Here is a 19,711-nt window from a genome sequence, read left to right on the forward strand (position 1 = left end):
CTCGGGTTCCTTGTCGGACCCGTGCTCGGCTTGCTGCACCCGTCCCGCGACTTCGGGGAGAACCTGCGCCCCTTGATCGGCTTGGCGGTAGCCATCGTGGTGTTCGAGGGTGGCCTCGCGCTTGATTTCCGCGAACTCAGAGCTTCCGGCGAAGGTGTTCTCCGGCTCACTGCCTTCGCGCTGCCTATCAACTTCGTCCTCGGCACCCTCGCGGCGCACCTCATCGGTGGGATGATGTGGGGCCCCGCGTCGGTGTTCGGCGCCATCCTCGTCGTGACCGGACCAACCGTGATCCTGCCGCTGCTGCGCCACGCCCGCCTGGAGCGCCGGTCCGCCGCCTTCCTGAAATGGGAGGCCATCGTCAACGACCCGGTCGGGGCCATCCTCACGGCAGTCGTCATCGAGATCCTGGTGGGCGTGCCGCACGGTGCCGACGAGACGCCGGTGGCTGCCCTGGCGCTCCACCTCGCCGAGGGCGTGCTGGTGGCGGGCGGCCTCGGTGTTGGCTTCGCCCTCTTAGTAGCATGGGCGTTCCGGCGGGATCTCGTCCCGGAGACGCTGAAGACGCCGGTGCTGCTGGCGCTCGCGCTCATCGCCTACGTCGTCCCAAACCTATTCATGCACGAGGCAGGGCTGATCGGTGCGACCGTGTTCGGCATCGCGCTGGCGAACCGCCACGTGCCGGGCTTGGGCGAGTTGCGTCGGTTCAAGGAGGCGCTTGTCGTGCTCCTGGTGTCGTGCCTGTTCGTCGTACTGACCGCCGACCTCGACCTCGGCGTCCTCGGCAAGCTGTCCCTGCCCATCCTCGCTCTCACCGCCGCTGTCCTGTTCGCGGTCCGCCCGGCCGCCATCTGGCTCGCGACGCTGGGCAGCGACCTGTCGCGGCGGGAGCGGCTGTTCGTGGGCTGGATCGGCCCTCGCGGTATCGTCGCGGCTGCCGTCGCCGGTTTGGCCGGTCCCCGTCTGAGCGGGGCGGGCTACGCCGGCGGCGACCTGATCCAGCCCACCGTGTTCGCGGTCATCGTGGCCACGGTCATCCTTCATGGCTTTTCACTGGGACCGCTGGCTCGGCGACTGGGTCTGTCCACCGCGGCCGAGACCCAGCGGCTCGCCGTCGTCGGGGCGTCGCCATGGGCGAGCGACATGGTCGTCGCCCTGCATCGCGCGGGCGTGCCGGTGGTGCTAATCGACACCTACCCTGGCGCGCTTCAGGCTGCTCGTGAGGCGGGGGTGCCAACGCTGCAGGCCGAGCTCCTGTCGCGGCATGCCGAGGAAGGTCTCGCCGACCACCCCCCGGACCATCTGCTCGCTGCGACCCGGGACGAGCTCTACAACGCGCTGGTGTGCACTCGGTTGGCCCCCGAGATCGGCCGCGAGCGCGTCTACCAACTCGCGCCGTCGGCGGACCACCTCCTGCACGCGGACACGGGTGTCAGCCGGGATACCCGCGGCAAGGTTCTCGGCGACGGCACGGTCGACTTCGATGCCCTGGCCGGGCGGCACGAGGCCGGCTGGCGGTTCGAAGTCGTCCTCGCGAATGCGTGGGCGCAGACCGACGCGGTCGCCCTGCTGATGATCGAGACGGACGGGGCGGTGAAACTCCTCTCGGTCGACAACGAGCGTGCCGCCCCCAACGAGGGGGATCGCATGCTTGCCTTCGCCGCGCCGGACATTCCTCGCCTCGATTTAGCGGAAGGGTCATCTCCGGTGCACGCCTGACGAACGGTATCCGAACGGCGTCCGGGCTCGACCGGTTCACTCTCGGGTCGGATGGCCATTGCCGAGGTTCCGCAAGGAGTCAAACCTCGCTCAGTAGGTCAGCGTCGCCCGCAAGCCGACGACCGTGGCGTTCTTGATCCGCCGCCCGAGCGCGTCGCGCGGGTCGGGGATGTTGCCCCCCGGATGGAAAACGTACTGCAGGTTCGGCTGTACCGTCACGCCCGGGCCGAGGACCGCCTGGTACGTGGCATCGATCAGCGCCTCGAACCGCCGCCGGGGCATCGCGGTGCCCGTCTCCAGGATGGTGTCGCGATCTGCACCCCGGGCCGACGGCGAGATGCGCGCGTACGACACTGCCACGCCCGCCGTGTCGTTCGACCGACCCGGCAGCAGCCCGCGGTAGCCGATGCCAGCGTCGAGGTAGAGGTCGATCAGGTTGCGGTCGCCCGGCGACGTCACCGCCCGCACGAACGCGCTTGCGCCCTGCCCGGCGTCGTCCGGCTCGCGGTACACGGTCTGGTCGATGATCCCGTACAGGCCGTCGTTGCCCCGGAACCTGCGGGCGACCCCGGTTGTCGAAGGGTCGGCGAGCGAGCGACCGGTGTCATCGACCCGGAGAGAATCGAACCGGCCGAAATGGTGCCAGCCCCCGAGCGTCACCGTCCCGGGCTCGACTAGAACCTGACCCGTGCCGGCCCGTTCCTCGAAGTTGTACGCGTAGGCCGCTTCCGCGATCAGGAACGCTGGATCGGACAGCCTGAAGTTTGTGCCGGTGCGGTCGCGCCGTTGCGGGTCCGGGTCGTTCCACTGCCGCGCCGGACCGGCCGGGTCGCCGTCGAACAGACCGACCTGGAATGAGAGGTTCGAGGTCGGGAGGTACTTGGCCCGGATCGCGGGCGCGCCGAACGGGTAGGCCGGACCACCGCTCGGCAGGTTGGTGCCGGCGATGGTCGGCCAGCCGAACGTCGAGTTGATGAACAGCGTCGCGGTCTGGCTCACGAGGAACTCGGTGTCGGCCGCCACCTGTCCGAGCTTGACCGCCAGTTGCCCGTCGAGGAACTGCTGCTCAATCCAGAGCTCGTAGAGGCGGGTGGACGGCAGCGCTTCCAGTTCGCTGATCACGGCAAGGTCGTTGACGGCGGCCCGGGACAGCCCGGCGCCGTTGATCTGGTAGGCCTCGACCCGGAACGCGGCGCCGTGCCAGCCGGCGAGGCGGTCGAGGTCGGCGTCGAGCTGCATGTCGAGCCGCCCGAGGACGGTGGCCGTGCGACGCGTGCCGCCGCTAGTGTCGCCGAGGATGTCGGCAATGGCGTTGAAGCTGAGGACAATCCCTCGGTCAGACAGGAAGCGACGCAGACCCGTAGGATCGGCTGCGTCACCGAGCACGGACTGGATCGAGGTCGTCGCCACCGCCGACGGCTTGCCTGACACCTCGGGCTGGGCGACCGAGGTGCGCGGATCGCCGCCGGCGCCGGTATTCGCGGACTGGGCGACTGCGGCGATGGGTGCGAGGCTGACGATCAGCGCGACGGCGAGCGTATCGCGCAAGGCTCGCACGTGCCCGGAGCGCCCATGGACGGACGGCCGCCACGCGCGTTCGGTGGAGATGTCTGGCAGGATGCAGAACCCTGGGAACCGACGAGCCGCTCGAATGTCCGGTGCGGCGCCCATGCGGCTCGTCGGTCGCCCTCGGCTTGGATACGGGGGGCACCATACGGGTGCGGCGCCACCACTCAAAGTTTTTATGGTCTCATCGGCCCGCCGTCACCGGGCCGTTCATCGATTGGATCACCCATGAAGCCGTCGGATCCGCCGGTCGACGCCAGCGCCGCGCCCTCGACCACGACGGGCATCGCGGGGCCGACCCGGCCGGGCGAGCCGCTATGGGCCATGGCGTTCGACGCGGATGGGCGGGGACGGTCCGTCCCGCCGGCGCAGGCGGCGAGCGACCTTGACGCGTTCGGCGGCGGGTTCCTGTGGTTGCACTACGACCTGGATGCGGCGGATCTGCTCGGTCGGGCGAGCGAAGGTAGGTTCGGTCCCACCCGGCTCGCCACCGCCGTGTTCGCGCCCGACGAGCACCAGCGCATCACTGTCGAGGCCGACCACATCGGGGGCGTCGTCGCCGACCTCGCCCGCCCGGGAGCCAAGCCCGTCCCGGCGGGCAGGCTCCACTTCGTCTTGGGACCACGCAGCCTCGTCAGCGGCCGCCGCGGACCGGCGGAAAGCCCGGACGCGACCCGCGCGGCGGTCGAGGGGGGCCACACCGTCGCCTCGCCGACCTTGCTCCTTGAGACCCTTGTCGGGCACGTCGTGTCGGCGATGGCCACCACCGGGCAGAGGCTCTCGGACGCACTCGACGGGATCGAGGACCACATCCTCGACGGACGGCCCCGCGACGACCGCCGCCGGCTCGGGCCCGTCCGCCGCAACGCGGTGCGCCTGCATCGGCAGATCGCCGGCCTCGCCGCCGTGTTCCACCGGCTGGAGACGGACGGGGCGACGGACAACGTCCACGGGCCAGCGGTCGCGGCGGCGGCCCGGCTCGCGCAGCGCCTCGATGCGCTAGACCGCGATATGACCCTGCAGGCGGAGCGGGCTCGGCTGCTGCAAGAAGAGGTGTCCGAACGCATCGCCGAGGCGACGAACCGGCAGCTCTACGTCCTGTCGGTGCTGTCGGCGCTGTTCCTTCCGCCGACCTTCGTCACCGGCTTGTTCGGGATGAACGTGAAGGGGCTGCCCTTGGGCGACGATCCGCACGGTTTCCTTTTCGTGTGCGGCCTCAGCTTGGCATCGGCCGTCCTAGCCTTTGCCGTCATACGATTGCTCGGCATTCGTCCACCCAGGGGGTGAGCATACCCTTCGCGACCGTTCTGACCGTGAGCGGATCACTTCCGTTGGCCGTGTTCCGATGCCGCGCATCTCGTTGGGAACGAAGTGGCTGTCCGAAGGCTCGCCATTTGGAACTGTGACTTCTCAAGCGTCGTCCGGACGACGGTCGCCGCGCTCGCCATCGCGTGCGAGCAGCACGGCGACGAGTTCGGCCAGGCGCGACGGGAGGTCCGCGTTCTCGGGAGGTACCATTCGCCTCGACAGTACCCGAGCGACTTAGGTGAGGGCCGGTCGGGCTTCGCCACCTTGATAATGATTGCAATGGATCATGGCTGCGGCCTTCGCGAACGCGGATCATCCGACGGGCGCGGCCGACGAAATGTTCGATGTGGTGGATACGAGAAGAAGAGCGCCAAGCGTCTTTGGTTGCATTCCTTCCTGGGCGCCATTTCGGATGAGTTTCACACCCGATATGAAAGCGAGGTCACCTGGACTGGGCAGGCTCCGGTCGTGGCATCTCTCCGGTTCTTCAAGGTCGATCTCGAGGTCGACCTGCATAACGGCGAGACGCTTCCATTCGTTGGATCGTCCGCGGAACCTGTGCATGACCGGCGGAACGCGTCTGTTTGGGTCGCAACACGGAGGGTGAGGTCGCGTTGATCCCACAGACGACGGCGTTCCTTCGAGAGGCGTGTCAGGGAGCGAACACCGATGGCTACCGAGACCGAACGCACTCACCTCGACATCCACGACCGGTCCAGCCGCGAGTCCTACGCCAAGCTGTTCGGGGTCAGTGAGGAGCAACTCCGCAAGGCCGTGCGCCTCGTAGGCATCCGCGTCACCACACTGCGCGGCCACCTCCGGCGCTGAGGCCGGGGCCGCTCACAGCTTGCGGGTGGGGGCGACGAACGGGTTGGTCTTGGTGGCCGAGCCGTTCCTGCAGTAGCACACCTCCAGACGGTCCAGGCCGGCCGTGCTCTTGGCCAGCGCAACCTTGATGATCGTGCCCTCGCCCTTCACGTCGAGCGCGTCAGTCAGTCTAAGCGCCTCTACGAACCGCACGTCCTTTAACTGCAGTACCGACGAGCCGGCTGCCAACTCCACCAGATAGTTCAAGCCACGCCCAAGCTTCCACTTCGGCCAACTCATCGTCAGGTTGAGCCCGGTCGCGTTGTGGGTGAACCGCACGTCGATCCACTCGTCAGTAATTCAGCTTGGCGTGCAACACCTGAATTTCTGCCTCATAGAAACCACCTCGACCATCCTCTTACAAGTGTTCAGCGACAGATTGCTCGTGGCCCGGCTGTATGATGGTGTTCTCGCAGTCGCGGGGCGCTCGTCGGCCCAACGCAATTCCAATGTAGTGGCCGTCGACATCAACGGGAAGTGCTTTCTTCAACGACTAGTCGCGGGCTGGACCTCAATAATCCTTTACTTCGCCGACTCTCGGTTAAATAATATCAATTCTGCCCCTCTGCAAATGCGCAGCATGCCAGTGTGTCTATGAATGTCTGCTATGCGGGCGTTGCCGAGCTTGCCTAAATGACCGAGATGGGCGCAGAGCCGAACGGCCGGTTTTGCGCGCGATAACGATCAGGCATGGCGTAGTCTGGCCGTAAGCGGAACGGCCGCTTCGGAGATGATCGGCTTGATAAGCGGACGGCCTCCTATCGACCCAACCCGGCCGCTCATCACGTTTCAGCGCCTGCCTGTAAGCGGACGTTATTCTACATTCCGCTGTCCGGGTGGGACCACCTGAGCACCGTCCAACTGCTTGTCGATGACTGCAACAAAGAAAAAGCTGTTCCTCTGCTTAGGGTCCGGACCCATAAGTTTGGCTTGGCGGGCGTGTCTGTGATTCCTTCCGGTTGAAGGAGGAGCCGATGGCCGAGTTTTGGTTGACCGACGAGCAGTTTGCGAAGATCGCTCCGCACCTGCCGACAGACACCCGGGGCAAGGAGCGTGTCGACGACCGACGCGTGATCAGCGGGATCATCCACGTGCTGAAGTCAGGTGGGCGTTGGACGGATGCCCCGCGGGAGATCTACGGCCCGAAGAAGACCCTCTACAATCGCTTCGTGCGCTGGGCGGCCAAGGGGGTCTGGGGTGATTTGTTCGTGACCCTGGCCCGTGCGGGTGGGCCACCTTCCCAGGTGCTGATCGACTCCTCGGCCGTGAAGGCGCATCGCTGCGCCTCCGGTGGAAAGGGGGGGAGCAAAGCCAAGCCATCGGCCGCTCGCGGGGTGGACGCACCACCAAGATCCACGCCCTCACCGACCGGTTCTGCCGCCCGCTCGCCTTCCTGCTGACGGGCGGACTGCAAGGCGGGGGCGCAACTCCTGGAGCGCGCGCCGGCGTGCCGGATCATGCTGGCCGACAAGGGCTACGACAGCGACGCCATCCGTCGTCAGATCGAGGCGACGGGGGCGGCACCCAACATCCCGCCCAAGTCCAACCAGCGATGGAAGCCGTGCTTCTCCCTCGTCCTGTACAAGGGTCGCAATGCAATCGAGCGGATGTTCGGACGCCTCAAGGATTTCCACCGCATCGCCACGCGATACGACCGGTCGGCCACCAACTATCTGGCTGCCGTCCACATCGCCGCTACCGTCAGCTACTGGTTATGAGTCCCGAGCCTAGTGAAGATCCCCGGGAGAACCTCCGAGCTGCAGACCGAATTTGGACCGAGGGCAAGGAGCGTGTCTCGCTTCGGCCCGTGTGGGAACGGGTCAAGCTGAACGCGGGGGTGGCTGGCAACAACCAGTGCGTCGGCAAGCACCTGGCGAAGTGGACCCGGGAGCGCGCGTACAGCCCGGTCATCGAGTTCGCGGGCCTACCGGGGGCGGTCGAGACGGGGCTGGCGAAGGCCGGCGTGGCGCTGTGGAAGGCGGCGGAGGCCAAGGCTGCAGCGATCGTAGTGAGGGAGCGCCTGCGCATGGCGGAGGCCATCGCCGCGGAGCGGGAGCTCAGGCACGAGGCGCTCGGGATGGTGAACCCGCGCGACGCCGTGATCGAGGCCAGTGGAACGAGATTGCGTGGTTCGCGGACGAGCTCGAACGGCAGAAGGAGCACGTCGCGACGGTGAAGGCCCGGGCGTTCTGGCGGACCGAGGCGCAGGAGATATGGGACATCCTCCCGGAGCAGGAGGCGCTGCACCTCGGCGACATCGCGCAGCGGATCGGCCACGAGTTCGTGAAGGAAGCAGAGGATTATCCCGGGTAGTGGGGGCCGGAGTTGCTCCAGGGCGTGATCGACCAGGGGATCAAGTTCAAGAAGCTGTTCGCGAGCGAGGGCGGCGGCCGATACCGCAGGCGCAGACCAGAGGACGGGATCGCCGCGTGAGCGCCGTCCCGTCCACACGACGATGGGCGGTACATCGCGGTGGGACCTCCGATCCGTTGCGGGGCGCGTTCCGCGGCGGGTGCAGGTAGCGCCACGGCCAGGGCATCCCTGTGCGTCCCGACGCGGAAGCCGCCCTTGCGGGCGCGCTTCCGTATCAACTCATCAAGGGATGCCCAATTGTGGCATACGGGCCGGTCCGACTATTCCATGGTGTGGGAGAACGGTCCGTCCGAGATCCCGACGAGAGACAGGTCCCCGAGAAGCCGGCGTCCGCTCGTCAGGATCTGGATCGTGTCCCGCCGACGACATTCCCGTCGTGCAGTCTCCTCAAGATCGCGCAACGAAGAAACCAACGCCTCGCGATTGCGGCCGGGTTGGCGCAAGGCATCCTCGACGCGGGTCGAAACACTCCGGTCGAGATCTTGCCAAAACTCGGGCGTCTTGTTCGTATGATCTGTCATGGCTTTTTACGAACATGTTTGGTTTCTGGCATGAAACCGCAACCTAAGCATTTGAATGCTCGTGTCCATGCCCAGCTAGGCTTTCGAAAAATAAACTCTTTTGGATGGGAAATAATAAAATCATCTCATCCTATGATCGTATTCGATTGCAGTCCAATCGCTAGGCTGTCGTCTGCTGCCTTTTCGAATGCCGGTTCGCCCGATCCGTCAAGTCGAAGTGGCCCGCACCAGACGACGTCTCGCGGCCGTCGAGGTCGCGAGACGCTTCCCGGCCTCAACCGGCCCCTGTCCGACGGGGCCTTCACGACACATTCCTGGAGCGGCGCCAGATGGAAAAAGCGCAACGGACGGCGAGCGGCCGTTACCTCGATGACCTCATCGCCCTCCTGGACCAGGAGCGGGACACACGTCATCGCGCCCAACGGACCGAACTCGAACTCGCCCTGATCGCCCTGCGGGACAAGGCATCTTCCGGGGGCGCGAGCGAGCGGACAGTGGGCCTAATCCGCGCGGTGCAAGTCATGCTCGCCCTTCAGGCAATGCCCATCGGCGTGGATGCCCTGCAATAGGCCGAACGGGGCTCAGAGAGCGAACCGGGCTCGGCCGTGAAGGCCGCCATCGATGAGCCCGATGAATCATCGGCGGATTGCTTCGTCGCCCCTTGGCGACGCCGACGGCTCTCCTCGACGAAAGTATCCTGATGGCTGTAATTGCGGGGATCGCCTCACTGAGAGCACCACCGGCGCTTGAGCGTCGGTTCGGCAACCTCGCCGGGAGCCGGGCCTACCGCCTTTACGTCCCGTCCGTTTACGACGGGCGGCCCGTGCCCCTCGTGGTGATGCTGCACGGCAGCTCCCAGACGCCGCGCGACTTCGCCATCGGGACCCGGATGGACGCGATGGCCGAGGAACAGGGGTTCCTCGTCGCCTACCCGGACCAGCCGAGGTCGGCCAACATCGCCAGGAGTTGGAACTGGTACAGGCTCGGCGACCAGCGGCGCGACCGGGGCGAGCCGTCGATCCTGGCCGGAATGACGCGCCGGATCATGCAGGACTTCGCGATCGATCCCGCCAGGGTCTATGTCTCGGGCCTTTCCTCCGGTGGGGCCGCCGCGGCGATCATGGCGCTGGCCTACCCGGATCTCTATGCCGCCGTCGGCATCCATTCCGGCTTGGCCGGAGGTTCGGCCAAGAGCGTTTCGTCCGCTCTCTCCGCGATGCGAAGGGGCGCCCTGATCCGTCCCATGAGGGCGACGCGGCCGCTGCCGACCATCGTGTTCCACGGTGACCGGGACAGGACCGTCTCCCCCGTCAACGGTGACCAGGCCATCGCACAGGCAAGGCCGGCCGGCGACCTGCGGACGTCGGTGAGCACGGGCCATGCCCCGAGCGGGATGGCCTACACGAAGACGGTGATGTCCACCCCGGCCGGCAATCAGGAAACGGAACAGTGGCTCCTTCATGGGGCGGGCCACGCCTGGGCCGGCGGCAGCCAGGTCGGCTCCTACACCGATCCCGAGGGTCCCGACGCCAGTCGCGAAATGCTGCGGTTCTTCATGTCCCACGCAAGGGACGACGGTCCGCGTCGACACTGACCGTCATACGCTTACCGGCAGGCGTTCGATCCCCCCGATGCTCAACCCGGGCTCGCTTGCATACCCACGACGGAGGCGGGGATCTCGACACATCGATCCGTCCGGAGCATGCCCTCGATCCGGGCCGCGAGCGCGTCCAACGCGAACGGCTTGATCATGATCTCCATGCCCGCCTCCATCCGACCGTTCCTGACCGCGGTGCTCGCGGCGTAGCCCGTCAGGAAGAGAACCTTCAGTCCCGGACTGTGCGCCCTCGCCGCGTCGGCGAGTTGACGCCCGTTCATTCCGCCGGGAAGGCCGACGTCGGTCAGGAGGAGATCGATGCGGACGCGGGACTCGATGATCCGCAGTCCGGACTGCCCGTCCTCGGCCTCCAGCACGAAGTAGCCGAGCTCGGAGAGCACCTCGACGATCACCATCCTCACGGCGACCTCGTCCTCGACCACGAGCACGACCGTGCCCGCTTCGGCAGCCGCCGGACTGGTCACCGAGCCGGCCGGCTTCGCGACGTCCGCCGACCCGAGATGCCGCGGCAGGTAGATCGACACCACGGTGCCCTGGCCGGCCTCGCTACCCAGGAGGACGTGGCCGCCCGACTGCTGGACGAAGCCGTAGATCATCGAGAGGCCGAGGCCCGTGCCCTCACCGGTGGGCTTGGTCGTGAAGAACGGATCGAAGGCACGGGCGATCACCTCCGGGGGCATGCCGGTGCCCCCATCCGTGACGAAGAGGCCCATGTACTCGCCCGCCGGCATCTTCGACGTCGTGGGGTCTGCTCCGGGACGCGTATCTGGAACCGTCGCGTTCCGGGTCTCGATCATGAGGGGACCGCCATCGGGCATGGCGTCCCGAGCGTTGATGACCAGGTTGAGCAGCGCGTTTTCGAGCTGATTCGGATCGCACAGCACCGGCCAAAGGTCGTCCGCCAGCCTGGTCTCGACCGCGATCCCCGGCCCGACCGTACGACTGAACAGGTCCTCCATGCCGCAGACCAACCGATTGACGTCGGTCGCCTTGGGATCGAGCGTCTGGCGCCGCGAGAAGGCGAGGAGCCGGTGGGTGAGCGCGGCGGCCCGCTCGACCGAGGTCATCGCGACGTCGACGTAGCGGTCGACCTCCGAGGCGCGGCCCTGCCTCAAGCGCGATCGGATCAGTTCCAGGCTACCGGAGATGCCGGCCAACAGGTTGTTGAAGTCGTGCGCCAGCCCTCCGGTCAACTGCCCAACGGCCTCCATCTTGAGCGATTGGCGCAGCGTCTCCTCGATCCGTCCGCGCTCCTCGGCCTCCGCGCGGAGCCTGTCGTTGGCTTCGGTCAGCGCGCGGGTGCGCTCGGCGACGCGCTGCTCAAGTGCGGTTCGCACACGCGCCTCGTCGTCCCGAACCTCGCCGGTGACGCGAATGCGGTCGACGGCACCCGCGAGCAGGTTGGCGTAGCTGCGCAGGAAGAGGGTATCGCTCTCGGTGAACTGGCGGGGAACGTGGCTGTCGATCTGGAGGATGCCGAACGGCGGCTTCCCGTGACCGCCGATGATGAGGACGTTGGCCACCGCCTTCACATCGTTGTCGATAAGGAACTGCGAGTATCGAAACCGCGTCTCCTTCGCGATGTCAGGCGAGATCATGGGCTCGCCGGTCCGCAACGCATGCCCTTCCGAGGTGTCGTGCTCTGCGGTGATGGTCGCCTTTCCGATGACGCCCTCCTTCCAGCCGACCCCCGCGCGCACGCGAAGGGTTTTCCCGTCCGGCTGGAGCTCGACGACCTTCGCGAGGTCGGTCCCGAGGGCCTGGCCCGCGAGGCGGCAGGCCTCAGTCAGGATCTCGTCGAGATCGTCGGATCGGAGGGCGAGTTCCCCGAAGCGCGCGAGCGTCGTCTGCTGGCGAAGAAGCTCCTGCAGGCCGTCCGTCTCGGTCGCGTTCAAGATCCTTCTCCACGGTGATCGACTTTGTCGTCCGACACGATCCCGATGACGGTCCGGGTTTCGTCGGCGTCGGCGTTGTCAAAAGCGTTGATGATCGAATCTCCCACCGCGTGTTCCCGTGCCGGGTCGTAACCATTCCAGCGTTCATGGCTCGGCATCGGCCATTCGGACGGGCCATCCTGTTCCAAAAACTATCCGACCAGAACCACGGCCTTCTTGACGTAGGAGTCGTTCTGGAGGCTCTGGACGATGAAGTGTGCCACGTCGGCCCGCGGGATCAGGCCGTTCCGCCATGAGGTCGGCTCGTCGAGGACCTGGTATCGGCCGGTGGCGGCCCCACCGGTGAGGACGCCCGGCCGCACCAGCGTCCAATCCAGGCTGCTCTTCCGGATGCGGATTTCCTGCGCGTCCTTGTCGTCGTAGGCACGCCCGAACACGAGCCGGAACGGTACCCGCTGCAGGAGGCCGACCGCCTCCCGGCTGTCGCCCGTCCCGAAGCCGGTCACCGACATGAGGCGACGGACGCCGGCCTTCTCCATGGCGGGCACGAGCAGGTTGGTCGCATCCGAGAACAAGCGCACCGGCCCGAACAGATCTCGGAACGGAACCCCCAGCGCCTGGACCACGCCATCGACACCTACGAGCGCGGCCTCGACGTCGGCGACTTTCAGGGCGTCGCCCGTGAAGCGCTCCAGGTTAGCCCCGGACAGGTCGATCCTGGTGGCCGAGCGGGCAAAGGCACGCACGCGGTGCCCGGCCCCCAGGGCCGCCTTGACCGTTTCCAGGCCGATGCCGTTGCTGGCACCTATGACGAGAACGTGGGCCATGGGGCCTCCCGGGTGGCGACGACCGCAAGGGGGCACGGGGTGAGACCGTGCCATACCGATCAATTCAGATGCGGTCGGATTCCGCCGTATCAGGCGTAACCCTGGTCCTCCCAGAGACCGCCCTTGCCTTCGCCAATCACAGCGAAGCCCTCGACCACCGCGATGCGCATCACGCCCGAAGGCGCTGGCGCACCCAACGGGTCGCGTCGTCGAGGTTCCCGAACGTCGGGGTACGGTGCACGCGGAGACGACCCAAGGCGACCTCGACGAACCAATCGCCGGCCTCCTCGTGATCGGTCATGGCGAGCTGGACCAGGACCGCGACCAGCATCCCGTTCGCCATCACCAGCATCCCATCCCGGTCGTCACTCCCGGTGTCCACGGCGATCGGCTGCATCGTGACAAGCGTCTCGACGTTGCCTCGCGCGGGCACGGCTAGCTTCCCTGCGATAGGTTGGCCCAGACGACGCTCCGCCGGTCGACCCAGCGCGCGCTCTTAAGATGAAGGTAGTTCGGGTTGAACTTGCAGAAATCCTTCAGGCGCTCCACGTCGAGAATCGTCATGACACTGTTCTTCAGCGTGATCAGCCCCATGCCCCGCAGGTCGCGCAGGGTCCGGTTCACATGAACGTTGGAGAGACCCATCGTATCGGCGATGTCGGTCTGGGTGAACGGAAACTCGTAGCTGTTGTCCTTGCAGCGCCCCACGGCCTCAAGGCGTGCATGGAGTTCGCAGATCAGGTGGGCGATGCGCTCGTCGGCGGCGCGCACACCCATGTTGACCAGCCATTCCCGCAGGACGGCCTCGTCGACGAGGTTGCACCACCAGAACGCCCGCGTGATGAGCGGATAGTTCGCCGTGATCTCCTCGATGGCCTGACGCGGGATGTCCGCCACTTGGCACTTCGAGATCGTGCCGATGTTATGGTCCATCTGGTCAAGGATGAAGACGTTCAGGTCGCAGAAGTCGCCCGGGACGAGGTAAGCCATGACCTGGCGGCTGCCGTCTGCGAGGACCTTGTAGCGGCAGGCGAACCCATCGAGCACGAGGTGGACGTTGTCGGGCGGATCGCCTTCGCTCGCTAGGTCGACACGGGCCCCGACGTGACGAATTCGAGGCACCAACGCGTTCAGCGCCCGCAGGTCCTTGTCGGACAGCGTCTCGTAACTCTCCAACTTCCGGATCAGCGCATGTTGCATCAAGCCATTTCGTTTCAAAGTGCTATGTGACCATAGGTCGGTAAAACGACGCTGTGCAATCATAGGATGGTTTTCACGCCGATTTCCGGTGCGTCCCCCTTTGTTGCGGACGGGGCCCGGCGCATCTTGAGGGAAGTGGTCAAGACACGGCGCCCCCCGTCCCGAGGAAGACGAAACCGTGTCCCACCCCATCCAGGATCGGTGCCGGAACCATCTCCTCGCGGTTCTGACGCCGGATGATTTCGCCCTGCTGCAGCCTCACCTCGACAACGTCCCCCTCGCCGTGGGCCAGGTGCTGATCGCCGCCGACACGCCGATCCCACGGGTGTGGTTCGTCGAGCGGGGCATCGTCTCTCTCATCGCCGCATCCGCAGACGCCGGTCAGATCGAGCTCGGGCTGGTCGGTCGGGAGGGCATGGTCGGAGTGCCGGTGCTGCTCGGCGCCGGGCGGACACCGGACGAAGGCCGGGTCCAGATGGTGGGGGTGGCCTGGTCGATGGCGGGCGGCAAGACGCGGGAGGCCCTGCGCGACAATCCCGGTCTCCGCGATGGCCTGCTTCGCTACGCACAGGCCTCGAACGTCCAGGTCGCCTCGACGGCGCTTGCCAACGGCGGCTACAGGTTGGAGCAGCGTCTCGCGCGCTGGCTCCTGATGTGCCACGACCGCGTCGACGGCGACCTCCTCCCGACGACCCATCGGTTCCTCTCCCTAATGCTGGGGGTCAATCGCACCGGCCTGACGACGGCCGTCGCCACCCTTGAGCGCGCCGACGTCATCGGGACGCGGCGAGGCACCATCACGGTGCGAAGACGAGCCGCCCTGCTCAGGCTCGCGGGCGACTCCTACGGGGTGGCTGAAGCGCAGCACGCCCGGCTCGTCGATGGCCAGGGCCAAACGGAGTTGTGCGCATCGTAGGGAAGGCTGATGCTCAGGATGCCAAGTTGGCCCAAGGCAGGGCAATGGCCACACTGAGGCCTTCGACGTCCCAGTGGTGCGAGATCGTCCCGCAAAGCTGCCCGCGGACGGTGCGGTCGGTGAGCTTCGATCCGAAACCCTCATGGGACGGCGGCGTGCGGATAGGGGGACCGCCCCGTTCGGTCCAGACGAGGCTCATGTCGTTGCCGGCCCGTCGACAGTCGATGGTGACGGTACCACCCTCCTCGGACAGGGCACCGTGCTTGATCGCGTTCGTGGCCAACTCGTGGATGACGAGCGCCAGACCCGTCACCGATCCGTCGCCGACCGGGACGTCGTCCACCCCGCCGTGGATGAACCGACGCTCCTCGCCAACGTCGTCGTAGGGATCGAGCAACGCGGCCAGAAGCCCCTGCAGGGTCTGCTGCGCACGCGACGATCGCTCGTCCGGCGGGGCGACATGGAGATATTCGAGCGCCCGGCTCATGGCCGTGAAGCGGTTGCGCAGAGTTCCGGCGTAGGATTGGACGGATGGGAGGTTGCGCGCCGAAAGAGTGACGAGGCCGTTGACCAGGGCGAACATGTTCTTGAGGCGATGGCTGAGTTCCCGACCGCGAAGGTCGTGTCCGTCCTCGATCCGGCGCAATTGGGTCATGTCACGGGAGACGGCTAGGATGCCCACGAGCCGGCCGTCCACGTCGACGATGCGCGAGAGGACGACGTCCCAATACACCGTCCCGCCCTGGGCGGCGGCGCGCCACCCGTCGAAACGCGCGGTGCCGACCGTGGCCGCCACGGCCAAGGCGTCCGAGGCGACTTCGCGAACGACCACGGGCCACGACAGGGACCATGATTCGTCGCCGGCATCGGCGATGTCGTCGTCGCCGAGCATGCGACGGGCCATCGGGTTCCGGAGGCGGAGGTGACCCAGGTCGTCGATCACCTCGACGCAGTCCTGGCTCGCGGAAATGAGCTCGCGACCCAGGTTCCAGGCGTTCCACCGGTCGTAGGCATTGTCCTCGGTCTCGCCCGAGGGAAGATCCAGACGATACGGACCGCTCGACGCTCCGGAAGACGGGGGGACGCCGGTCCGCAGGGGGACCACGTTCGAGGTCTGCACCCGGTCTATGCCCTGGGTCATGGCCTGATCCTACATGGCCTGTGAATGCTCGGGCCACATGCGATGATCCAGGGATACCGTGATGGAATCCTGGTGGCATCATCATAGGATCGTATTTTTCGATTTGCCCGACCGGAACTGCCTTTGATCTCCCCGGATGGGGCGACCCATGTCATGTCCCCCTACGCCCACGATCCCACGAACCGCTGGACATGACGCGATCACGCCGGGTTCTCGATGGGCCATCCGTCCGGAACGCGGCTCGCCCAGGGGGAAGTGCCGCAGGGAGAAACAACGGTCCGCGCCGGAAGTTGTCCGTTTGGGTCTAGGATCGTGGGCCGACAGGGGGCGGTCTTGCGGGAGGAACACATCACGGCAGGGGTCAGGCCCGACCTGGAGGTTCTCTTGGCCGCGGTAGAGGGGTCCGGCGAGGCCATCCTGATCACCTGTGGCGAGCTCGAACACCCCGGGCCCCGCATCGAGTACGTCAATCCCGCCTTCACCCGCATGAGCGGATACGAGGCCGTCGAGGTCTTGGGCCGCAGCCCGCGCCTCCTCCAGGGACCGCTCACGGACCGGAGCGTCATCGACAGGATGCGTACGGCGCTCAACGCCGGCGAGGCGTTCCAGGGCGAAGCGATCAACCATCGCAAGGACGGCTCGACCTACGTCGTCGAATGGCTCATCACGCCCCTGCGTGACGGGGATGGCCGCATCACGCGGTGGATGTCGGCGCAACGGGACGTCACCGAACGTCGCGCCTCCGAGGACCGCCAGGCCATGCTGGTGCGCGAGCTCCACCATCGGGTGAAGAACACGCTTGCCACCGTCCAGGCCGTGCTCAACGCCACCCTGCGTTCCTCTCTCGGCCTGTCGGAGTTTCGGCAGGCCTTCTCCGGCCGTATCGCCTCCCTCGCCAAGACGCACGCGCTGATCACGGAGGACCATGTCCAGGTCGTCCCCTTCGAGGACCTGCTCCGCACGGAACTCGAAGCCTACGACAGGCCCGGCCTACGGCGTGTGACGCTGAGGGGACCCCGAGTGCTCCTTCCTTCGGAACTGGCGGTTCCGGTCGGGATGGCGCTGCACGAGATGACGACGAACGCCATCCGACACGGTGCGCTCGCCGATCCGGACGGCAGGGTTGCAGTGGACTGGTCCGTCGAGGAAGCTCCCGAGGGGTCCGTCCTGCACTGGACGTGGAACGAGCATGACGGAGCGCCCGTCGCGTTGCCGACGCGGGAAGGCTTCGGCTCGCAACTGCTCAATCGCGTCCTGACCCAGCAGGTCGGCGCCAAAGTCGACATCGCCTATGATCCGGACGGCCTCAGAATCGCCGTCGCGCTTCCGATGCCGGCGGCTCCAACGGGCGCCTAGGGCTGAGGATACAGGGTCGGCCTTCCAGGCTATGCACACCGGCGCACAGAACGCGGGTCCTAGGCCGGGATCTGGTCGATGCTCGCGGTATCCTGCGCGACCACGCCGTTCTCCCGATGGCGGAACGCGCTCAAGGCTTGGTAGACCTGCAGTCGCGCCCGCATCACGGAGCCGAGCGGCCGATGTGCCGCGAGGCTGTAAGCAGGACGGAACGTCATCACCTCGTCGAAGTAGCGCACGCGATCCGCTGAGTAGGCATCCTGCCGGGGCAGGCGCAGCGTGGCCACGGTGCGGTAAGAGCTGATCGAGACGGGCCAGTCGACCGAGGCGTCCTCGATGGGTTGGCTCTCGACGTTGGCCCAGAGCTGAGCCTTCAACTCGAACAACACTTCGTTCTCCCGGAAGAAGGCGACCGTGGCATGGCGGAAGCCGTCCTCGTCCTGATGCGGATCGAGCCGCCACTCGGACAGGGTGCGCTGGCTTTCCGTTACCGGCACGGCCCCGAGCTTGGCGACGTAGTCACCGTAGCGGACCGGCGCTTGGCTGAAGTAGCTGTCGGCAAGGGGATGGCTGTAGGGATGGCCGAAGAAGTCTGCCAGCGCGCTCTCGGTCCCGAAGGCATGGAGCGCCCGGTTGAGATTGCGCATGGTCGACGAGACCGCGCTCTTGACCCCTTCCGGCAGCCCGGTCGACTTGCCGATGACCGTGCCGTCGCGCAGGAAGCCGGCCGCCGTACCCGAGGGGAAGGTGGTCCCGGTCGCGAGCACGAAGTCCTGGGTATCGACGGCGTGGCCGGGCAGCTTCTCGCCGGGGACGTCGAACACCTTGATGGACATGCCGCGGTGGGTCGAGACGCGGTCGCCCAGGGTCTCGCCCGGCCCCTGCGCGAAGCGGACGGCCACGGGGTGGGTGCCGGGCGTGGCGAACAACCCTTGGGCCAGTTCAGGCGGCAGGCCGGCGGCGATCGTCAACTCGCCCGTGACACAGGCCGAGCTCTTGGCGTGGCTGGCGCGTACGGCATGGTGCTCGCGGGCCTCGACGGTCTCCGATTGCTGCGTCATGCCCTTGATGATGCCCTCAATCGTCTTCTGCTCGTCCGCGGCGGGCGTCTCGATGTCAGGTGCGTATCGAAGGTAGGTCATGCGCTGCCTCGTAGGGTGCGGGGAAAGGAAACGGGCCGCAGCCGGAAAGAGCGCGGTCGATTCCAGGTGCAATGTGCTTTCGAAATCCGAAATCCTGCCTGGAAACCGATGCACGAGGTCATTCGGTACAAAGGACGGCCTGGCCCACCTTGAAAGCATCTCTACGCGCGTTGGTCGGGCCGACATAGGGAATGCAGGAGACAGCAGAGGAGACTTACCGAAGGGTCGTGGTCTCCCCATCCTGCAGGGGGCGATCCTCGCCGTGGGGCCCACCGACCGAGACGTGTGAGTTTAGGCGCCCAAGGTGCTCGAAGACATGCTCGAAGGCATTGGTGACGGTCAGCTCGAAGGAACCGTCGGCCTTGCCCTGTGCAGCCTTGAGCGCGCTGAGCAACGCATGATGCTTCTCAGTGTCGCTCGACATGATGTTCCTTTTTCTTGGACTGGGCTTCTTCCCAGCGAGCCAAGCTCCGATGGCGTATGGGGTTCCAGGCTTGGTCGGTGTCATCACGCCTACGTCATCAGGCGGGGCACGTAAGGAACGCTACGGCACAGGTGTCGTTGCCCTGGTCGAGAACCTGCCCGTTTCATGGGCGGTCCGTTTCCCACACCAGTAACACCACATGATCGTTCGAACGAAGTCGCATGCGCTTGCCGCCCTGCTTGCCGGCACCGCACTCCTGACCGCTTCCGCGGCCTGGGCGCAGGCGCAGCCGACGATGAAGGATCATTTCGACGGTGCCGTCTCGACGGTGACCGGCTCACCGATGGCCAATCTCGACGTCGACCTGAAGCACGTCCTCGACGCCCTGAAGAAGCTAGATCCGAAGCCGCTTCCGAAGCTCTCGCCGCAGGACGCCCGCAAGCAACCGAGCCCGACCGATGGCGTCAAGGCGCTGCTCACGGAGCAGGGCAAGCCGACGGCACCCGAGCCTGGCGTGACGACGAAGGAGCTGGCCTACGAGACCGGCGGCGTATCCCAGAAGGTCCGGATCTACACGCCGGAGGGTGCTGCGGGTCCGCTGCCGGTCGTGGTGTACTACCACGGCGGCGGGTTCGTGATCGCCGACCTCGACACCTACGACGCCACCCCGCGCGCCATCGCCAAGGGCGCAAAGGCCGTGGTGGTCTCGGTCGAGTACCGGCACGCGCCGGAGGCGAAGTTCCCGGCCCAGCACGAGGACGCCTTCGCCGCCTACAAGTGGGCGCTCGCCAACGCGAAAAGCTTCGGCGGCGACCCGTCAAAGGTCGCTCTGCTCGGT

Annotated in this window: 21 protein-coding genes and 1 pseudogene; 11 read left to right on the forward strand and 11 right to left on the reverse strand. The window is 66.5% G+C overall.

Annotated elements, in window-relative coordinates; all coding sequences use genetic code 11:
- A partial coding sequence (locus MKK55_RS12565) for a cation:proton antiporter (RefSeq protein WP_243935006.1) occupies positions 1 to 1,719 on the forward strand: 1,719 nt, incomplete at its 5' end.
- Positions 1,720 to 1,809: 90 nt separating this feature from the next.
- Here the strand turns inward: MKK55_RS12565 and MKK55_RS12570 are convergent.
- On the reverse strand, positions 1,810 to 3,276 hold the full coding sequence (locus MKK55_RS12570) for a carbohydrate porin (RefSeq protein WP_243935007.1): 1,467 nt from the start codon (positions 3,274 to 3,276) through the stop codon (positions 1,810 to 1,812).
- Positions 3,277 to 3,513: 237 nt separating this feature from the next.
- On the opposite strand from MKK55_RS12570, the gene MKK55_RS12575 reads away from it, so the two are divergent.
- Positions 3,514 to 4,572 carry a CorA family divalent cation transporter gene (locus MKK55_RS12575; RefSeq protein ID WP_243935008.1) on the forward strand — a complete coding sequence of 353 codons (1,059 nt, stop codon included), beginning with the start codon at positions 3,514 to 3,516 and terminating at the stop codon, positions 4,570 to 4,572.
- A gap of 690 nt (positions 4,573 to 5,262) precedes the next feature.
- On the forward strand, positions 5,263 to 5,421 hold the full coding sequence (locus MKK55_RS12580) for a DUF3606 domain-containing protein (protein WP_243935009.1): 159 nt from the start codon (positions 5,263 to 5,265) through the stop codon (positions 5,419 to 5,421).
- 12 nt (positions 5,422 to 5,433) lie between these two features.
- Here MKK55_RS12580 and MKK55_RS12585 read toward each other — a convergent pair whose 3' ends face one another.
- Complete coding sequence (locus MKK55_RS12585) at positions 5,434 to 5,739, reverse strand: hypothetical protein (protein ID WP_147907769.1); 306 nt, start codon at positions 5,737 to 5,739, stop codon at positions 5,434 to 5,436.
- Positions 5,740 to 6,434: 695 nt separating this feature from the next.
- Between MKK55_RS12585 and MKK55_RS12590 the strand changes: the two are divergent.
- From MKK55_RS12590 to MKK55_RS12600, 3 genes and pseudogenes are all read left to right on the forward strand, one after another.
- A pseudogene (locus MKK55_RS12590) lies at positions 6,435 to 7,178 on the forward strand (IS5 family transposase).
- Entirely contained in the window at positions 7,175 to 7,636 is a 462-nt protein-coding gene (locus MKK55_RS12595) for a DNA-binding protein (protein WP_243935011.1), read from the forward strand. The pseudogene MKK55_RS12590 and the gene MKK55_RS12595 overlap by 4 nt, the downstream one beginning before the upstream one ends.
- Complete coding sequence (locus MKK55_RS12600) at positions 7,633 to 7,773, forward strand: hypothetical protein (protein WP_243935013.1); 141 nt, start codon at positions 7,633 to 7,635, stop codon at positions 7,771 to 7,773. Before MKK55_RS12595 ends, MKK55_RS12600 begins: the two co-directional genes overlap by 4 nt.
- Positions 7,774 to 8,093: 320 nt before the next feature.
- Here MKK55_RS12600 and MKK55_RS12605 read toward each other — a convergent pair whose 3' ends face one another.
- Positions 8,094 to 8,354 carry a hypothetical protein gene (locus tag MKK55_RS12605; protein WP_243935015.1) on the reverse strand — a complete coding sequence of 87 codons (261 nt, stop codon included), beginning with the start codon at positions 8,352 to 8,354 and terminating at the stop codon, positions 8,094 to 8,096.
- A gap of 329 nt (positions 8,355 to 8,683) precedes the next feature.
- On the opposite strand from MKK55_RS12605, the gene MKK55_RS12610 reads away from it, so the two are divergent.
- Together MKK55_RS12610 and MKK55_RS12615 are read left to right on the forward strand one after the other, a co-directional pair.
- Positions 8,684 to 8,923: a hypothetical protein gene (locus MKK55_RS12610; protein WP_243931711.1), complete on the forward strand. Its 240-nt coding sequence runs from the start codon at positions 8,684 to 8,686 to the stop codon at positions 8,921 to 8,923.
- A gap of 131 nt (positions 8,924 to 9,054) precedes the next feature.
- Complete coding sequence (locus MKK55_RS12615; RefSeq protein ID WP_279596156.1) at positions 9,055 to 9,948, forward strand: alpha/beta hydrolase family esterase; 894 nt, start codon at positions 9,055 to 9,057, stop codon at positions 9,946 to 9,948.
- Positions 9,949 to 9,989: 41 nt separating this feature from the next.
- On the opposite strand, the gene MKK55_RS12620 is transcribed toward MKK55_RS12615, so the two are convergent.
- The 5 genes from MKK55_RS12620 to MKK55_RS12645 form a co-directional block, all read right to left on the reverse strand.
- On the reverse strand, positions 9,990 to 11,867 hold the full coding sequence (locus MKK55_RS12620; RefSeq protein WP_313898964.1) for an ATP-binding protein: 1,878 nt from the start codon (positions 11,865 to 11,867) through the stop codon (positions 9,990 to 9,992).
- Positions 11,864 to 12,055, reverse strand: a complete 192-nt coding sequence (locus tag MKK55_RS12630) for a hypothetical protein (protein ID WP_243935020.1) — start codon at positions 12,053 to 12,055, stop codon at positions 11,864 to 11,866. The genes MKK55_RS12620 and MKK55_RS12630 overlap by 4 nt, the downstream gene beginning before the upstream one ends.
- A 3-nt stretch (positions 12,056 to 12,058) precedes the next feature.
- Positions 12,059 to 12,694 (reverse strand): NAD(P)-dependent oxidoreductase, encoded by a 636-nt coding sequence (locus tag MKK55_RS12635; protein WP_243935022.1) that lies wholly within the window; start codon positions 12,692 to 12,694, stop codon positions 12,059 to 12,061.
- A gap of 169 nt (positions 12,695 to 12,863) precedes the next feature.
- Positions 12,864 to 13,127 carry a hypothetical protein gene (locus MKK55_RS12640; RefSeq protein ID WP_243935024.1) on the reverse strand — a complete coding sequence of 88 codons (264 nt, stop codon included), beginning with the start codon at positions 13,125 to 13,127 and terminating at the stop codon, positions 12,864 to 12,866.
- Between the two features lie 2 nt (positions 13,128 to 13,129).
- On the reverse strand, positions 13,130 to 13,894 hold the full coding sequence (locus MKK55_RS12645) for a Crp/Fnr family transcriptional regulator (RefSeq protein WP_243935026.1): 765 nt from the start codon (positions 13,892 to 13,894) through the stop codon (positions 13,130 to 13,132).
- A gap of 178 nt (positions 13,895 to 14,072) precedes the next feature.
- Between MKK55_RS12645 and MKK55_RS12650 the strand changes: the two genes are divergently transcribed.
- Positions 14,073 to 14,810, forward strand: a complete 738-nt coding sequence (locus tag MKK55_RS12650; protein ID WP_243935027.1) for a Crp/Fnr family transcriptional regulator — start codon at positions 14,073 to 14,075, stop codon at positions 14,808 to 14,810.
- A 13-nt stretch (positions 14,811 to 14,823) separates the two neighbouring features.
- On the opposite strand, the gene MKK55_RS12655 is transcribed toward MKK55_RS12650, so the two are convergent.
- Positions 14,824 to 15,951: an HWE histidine kinase domain-containing protein gene (locus MKK55_RS12655; RefSeq protein ID WP_243935028.1), complete on the reverse strand. Its 1,128-nt coding sequence runs from the start codon at positions 15,949 to 15,951 to the stop codon at positions 14,824 to 14,826.
- A gap of 384 nt (positions 15,952 to 16,335) precedes the next feature.
- Here MKK55_RS12655 and MKK55_RS12660 point away from each other — a divergent pair, with 384 nt between their 5' ends.
- Positions 16,336 to 17,307: an HWE histidine kinase domain-containing protein gene (locus MKK55_RS12660; protein WP_243935029.1), complete on the forward strand. Its 972-nt coding sequence runs from the start codon at positions 16,336 to 16,338 to the stop codon at positions 17,305 to 17,307.
- Between the two features lie 59 nt (positions 17,308 to 17,366).
- Here MKK55_RS12660 and MKK55_RS12665 read toward each other — a convergent pair whose 3' ends face one another.
- Complete coding sequence (locus MKK55_RS12665; protein ID WP_243935030.1) at positions 17,367 to 18,449, reverse strand: catalase family protein; 1,083 nt, start codon at positions 18,447 to 18,449, stop codon at positions 17,367 to 17,369.
- A 214-nt stretch (positions 18,450 to 18,663) separates the two neighbouring features.
- On the reverse strand, positions 18,664 to 18,873 hold the full coding sequence (locus MKK55_RS12670) for a hypothetical protein (protein WP_243935031.1): 210 nt from the start codon (positions 18,871 to 18,873) through the stop codon (positions 18,664 to 18,666).
- 199 nt (positions 18,874 to 19,072) lie between these two features.
- Between MKK55_RS12670 and MKK55_RS12675 the strand changes: the two genes are divergently transcribed.
- On the forward strand, positions 19,073 to 19,711 hold a 639-nt coding region (locus MKK55_RS12675; protein ID WP_243935032.1), incomplete at its 3' end, for an alpha/beta hydrolase.

The sequence above is a fragment of the Methylobacterium sp. J-059 genome, from assembly GCF_022829485.1.
Classification (GTDB): Bacteria; Pseudomonadota; Alphaproteobacteria; order Rhizobiales; family Beijerinckiaceae; genus Methylobacterium.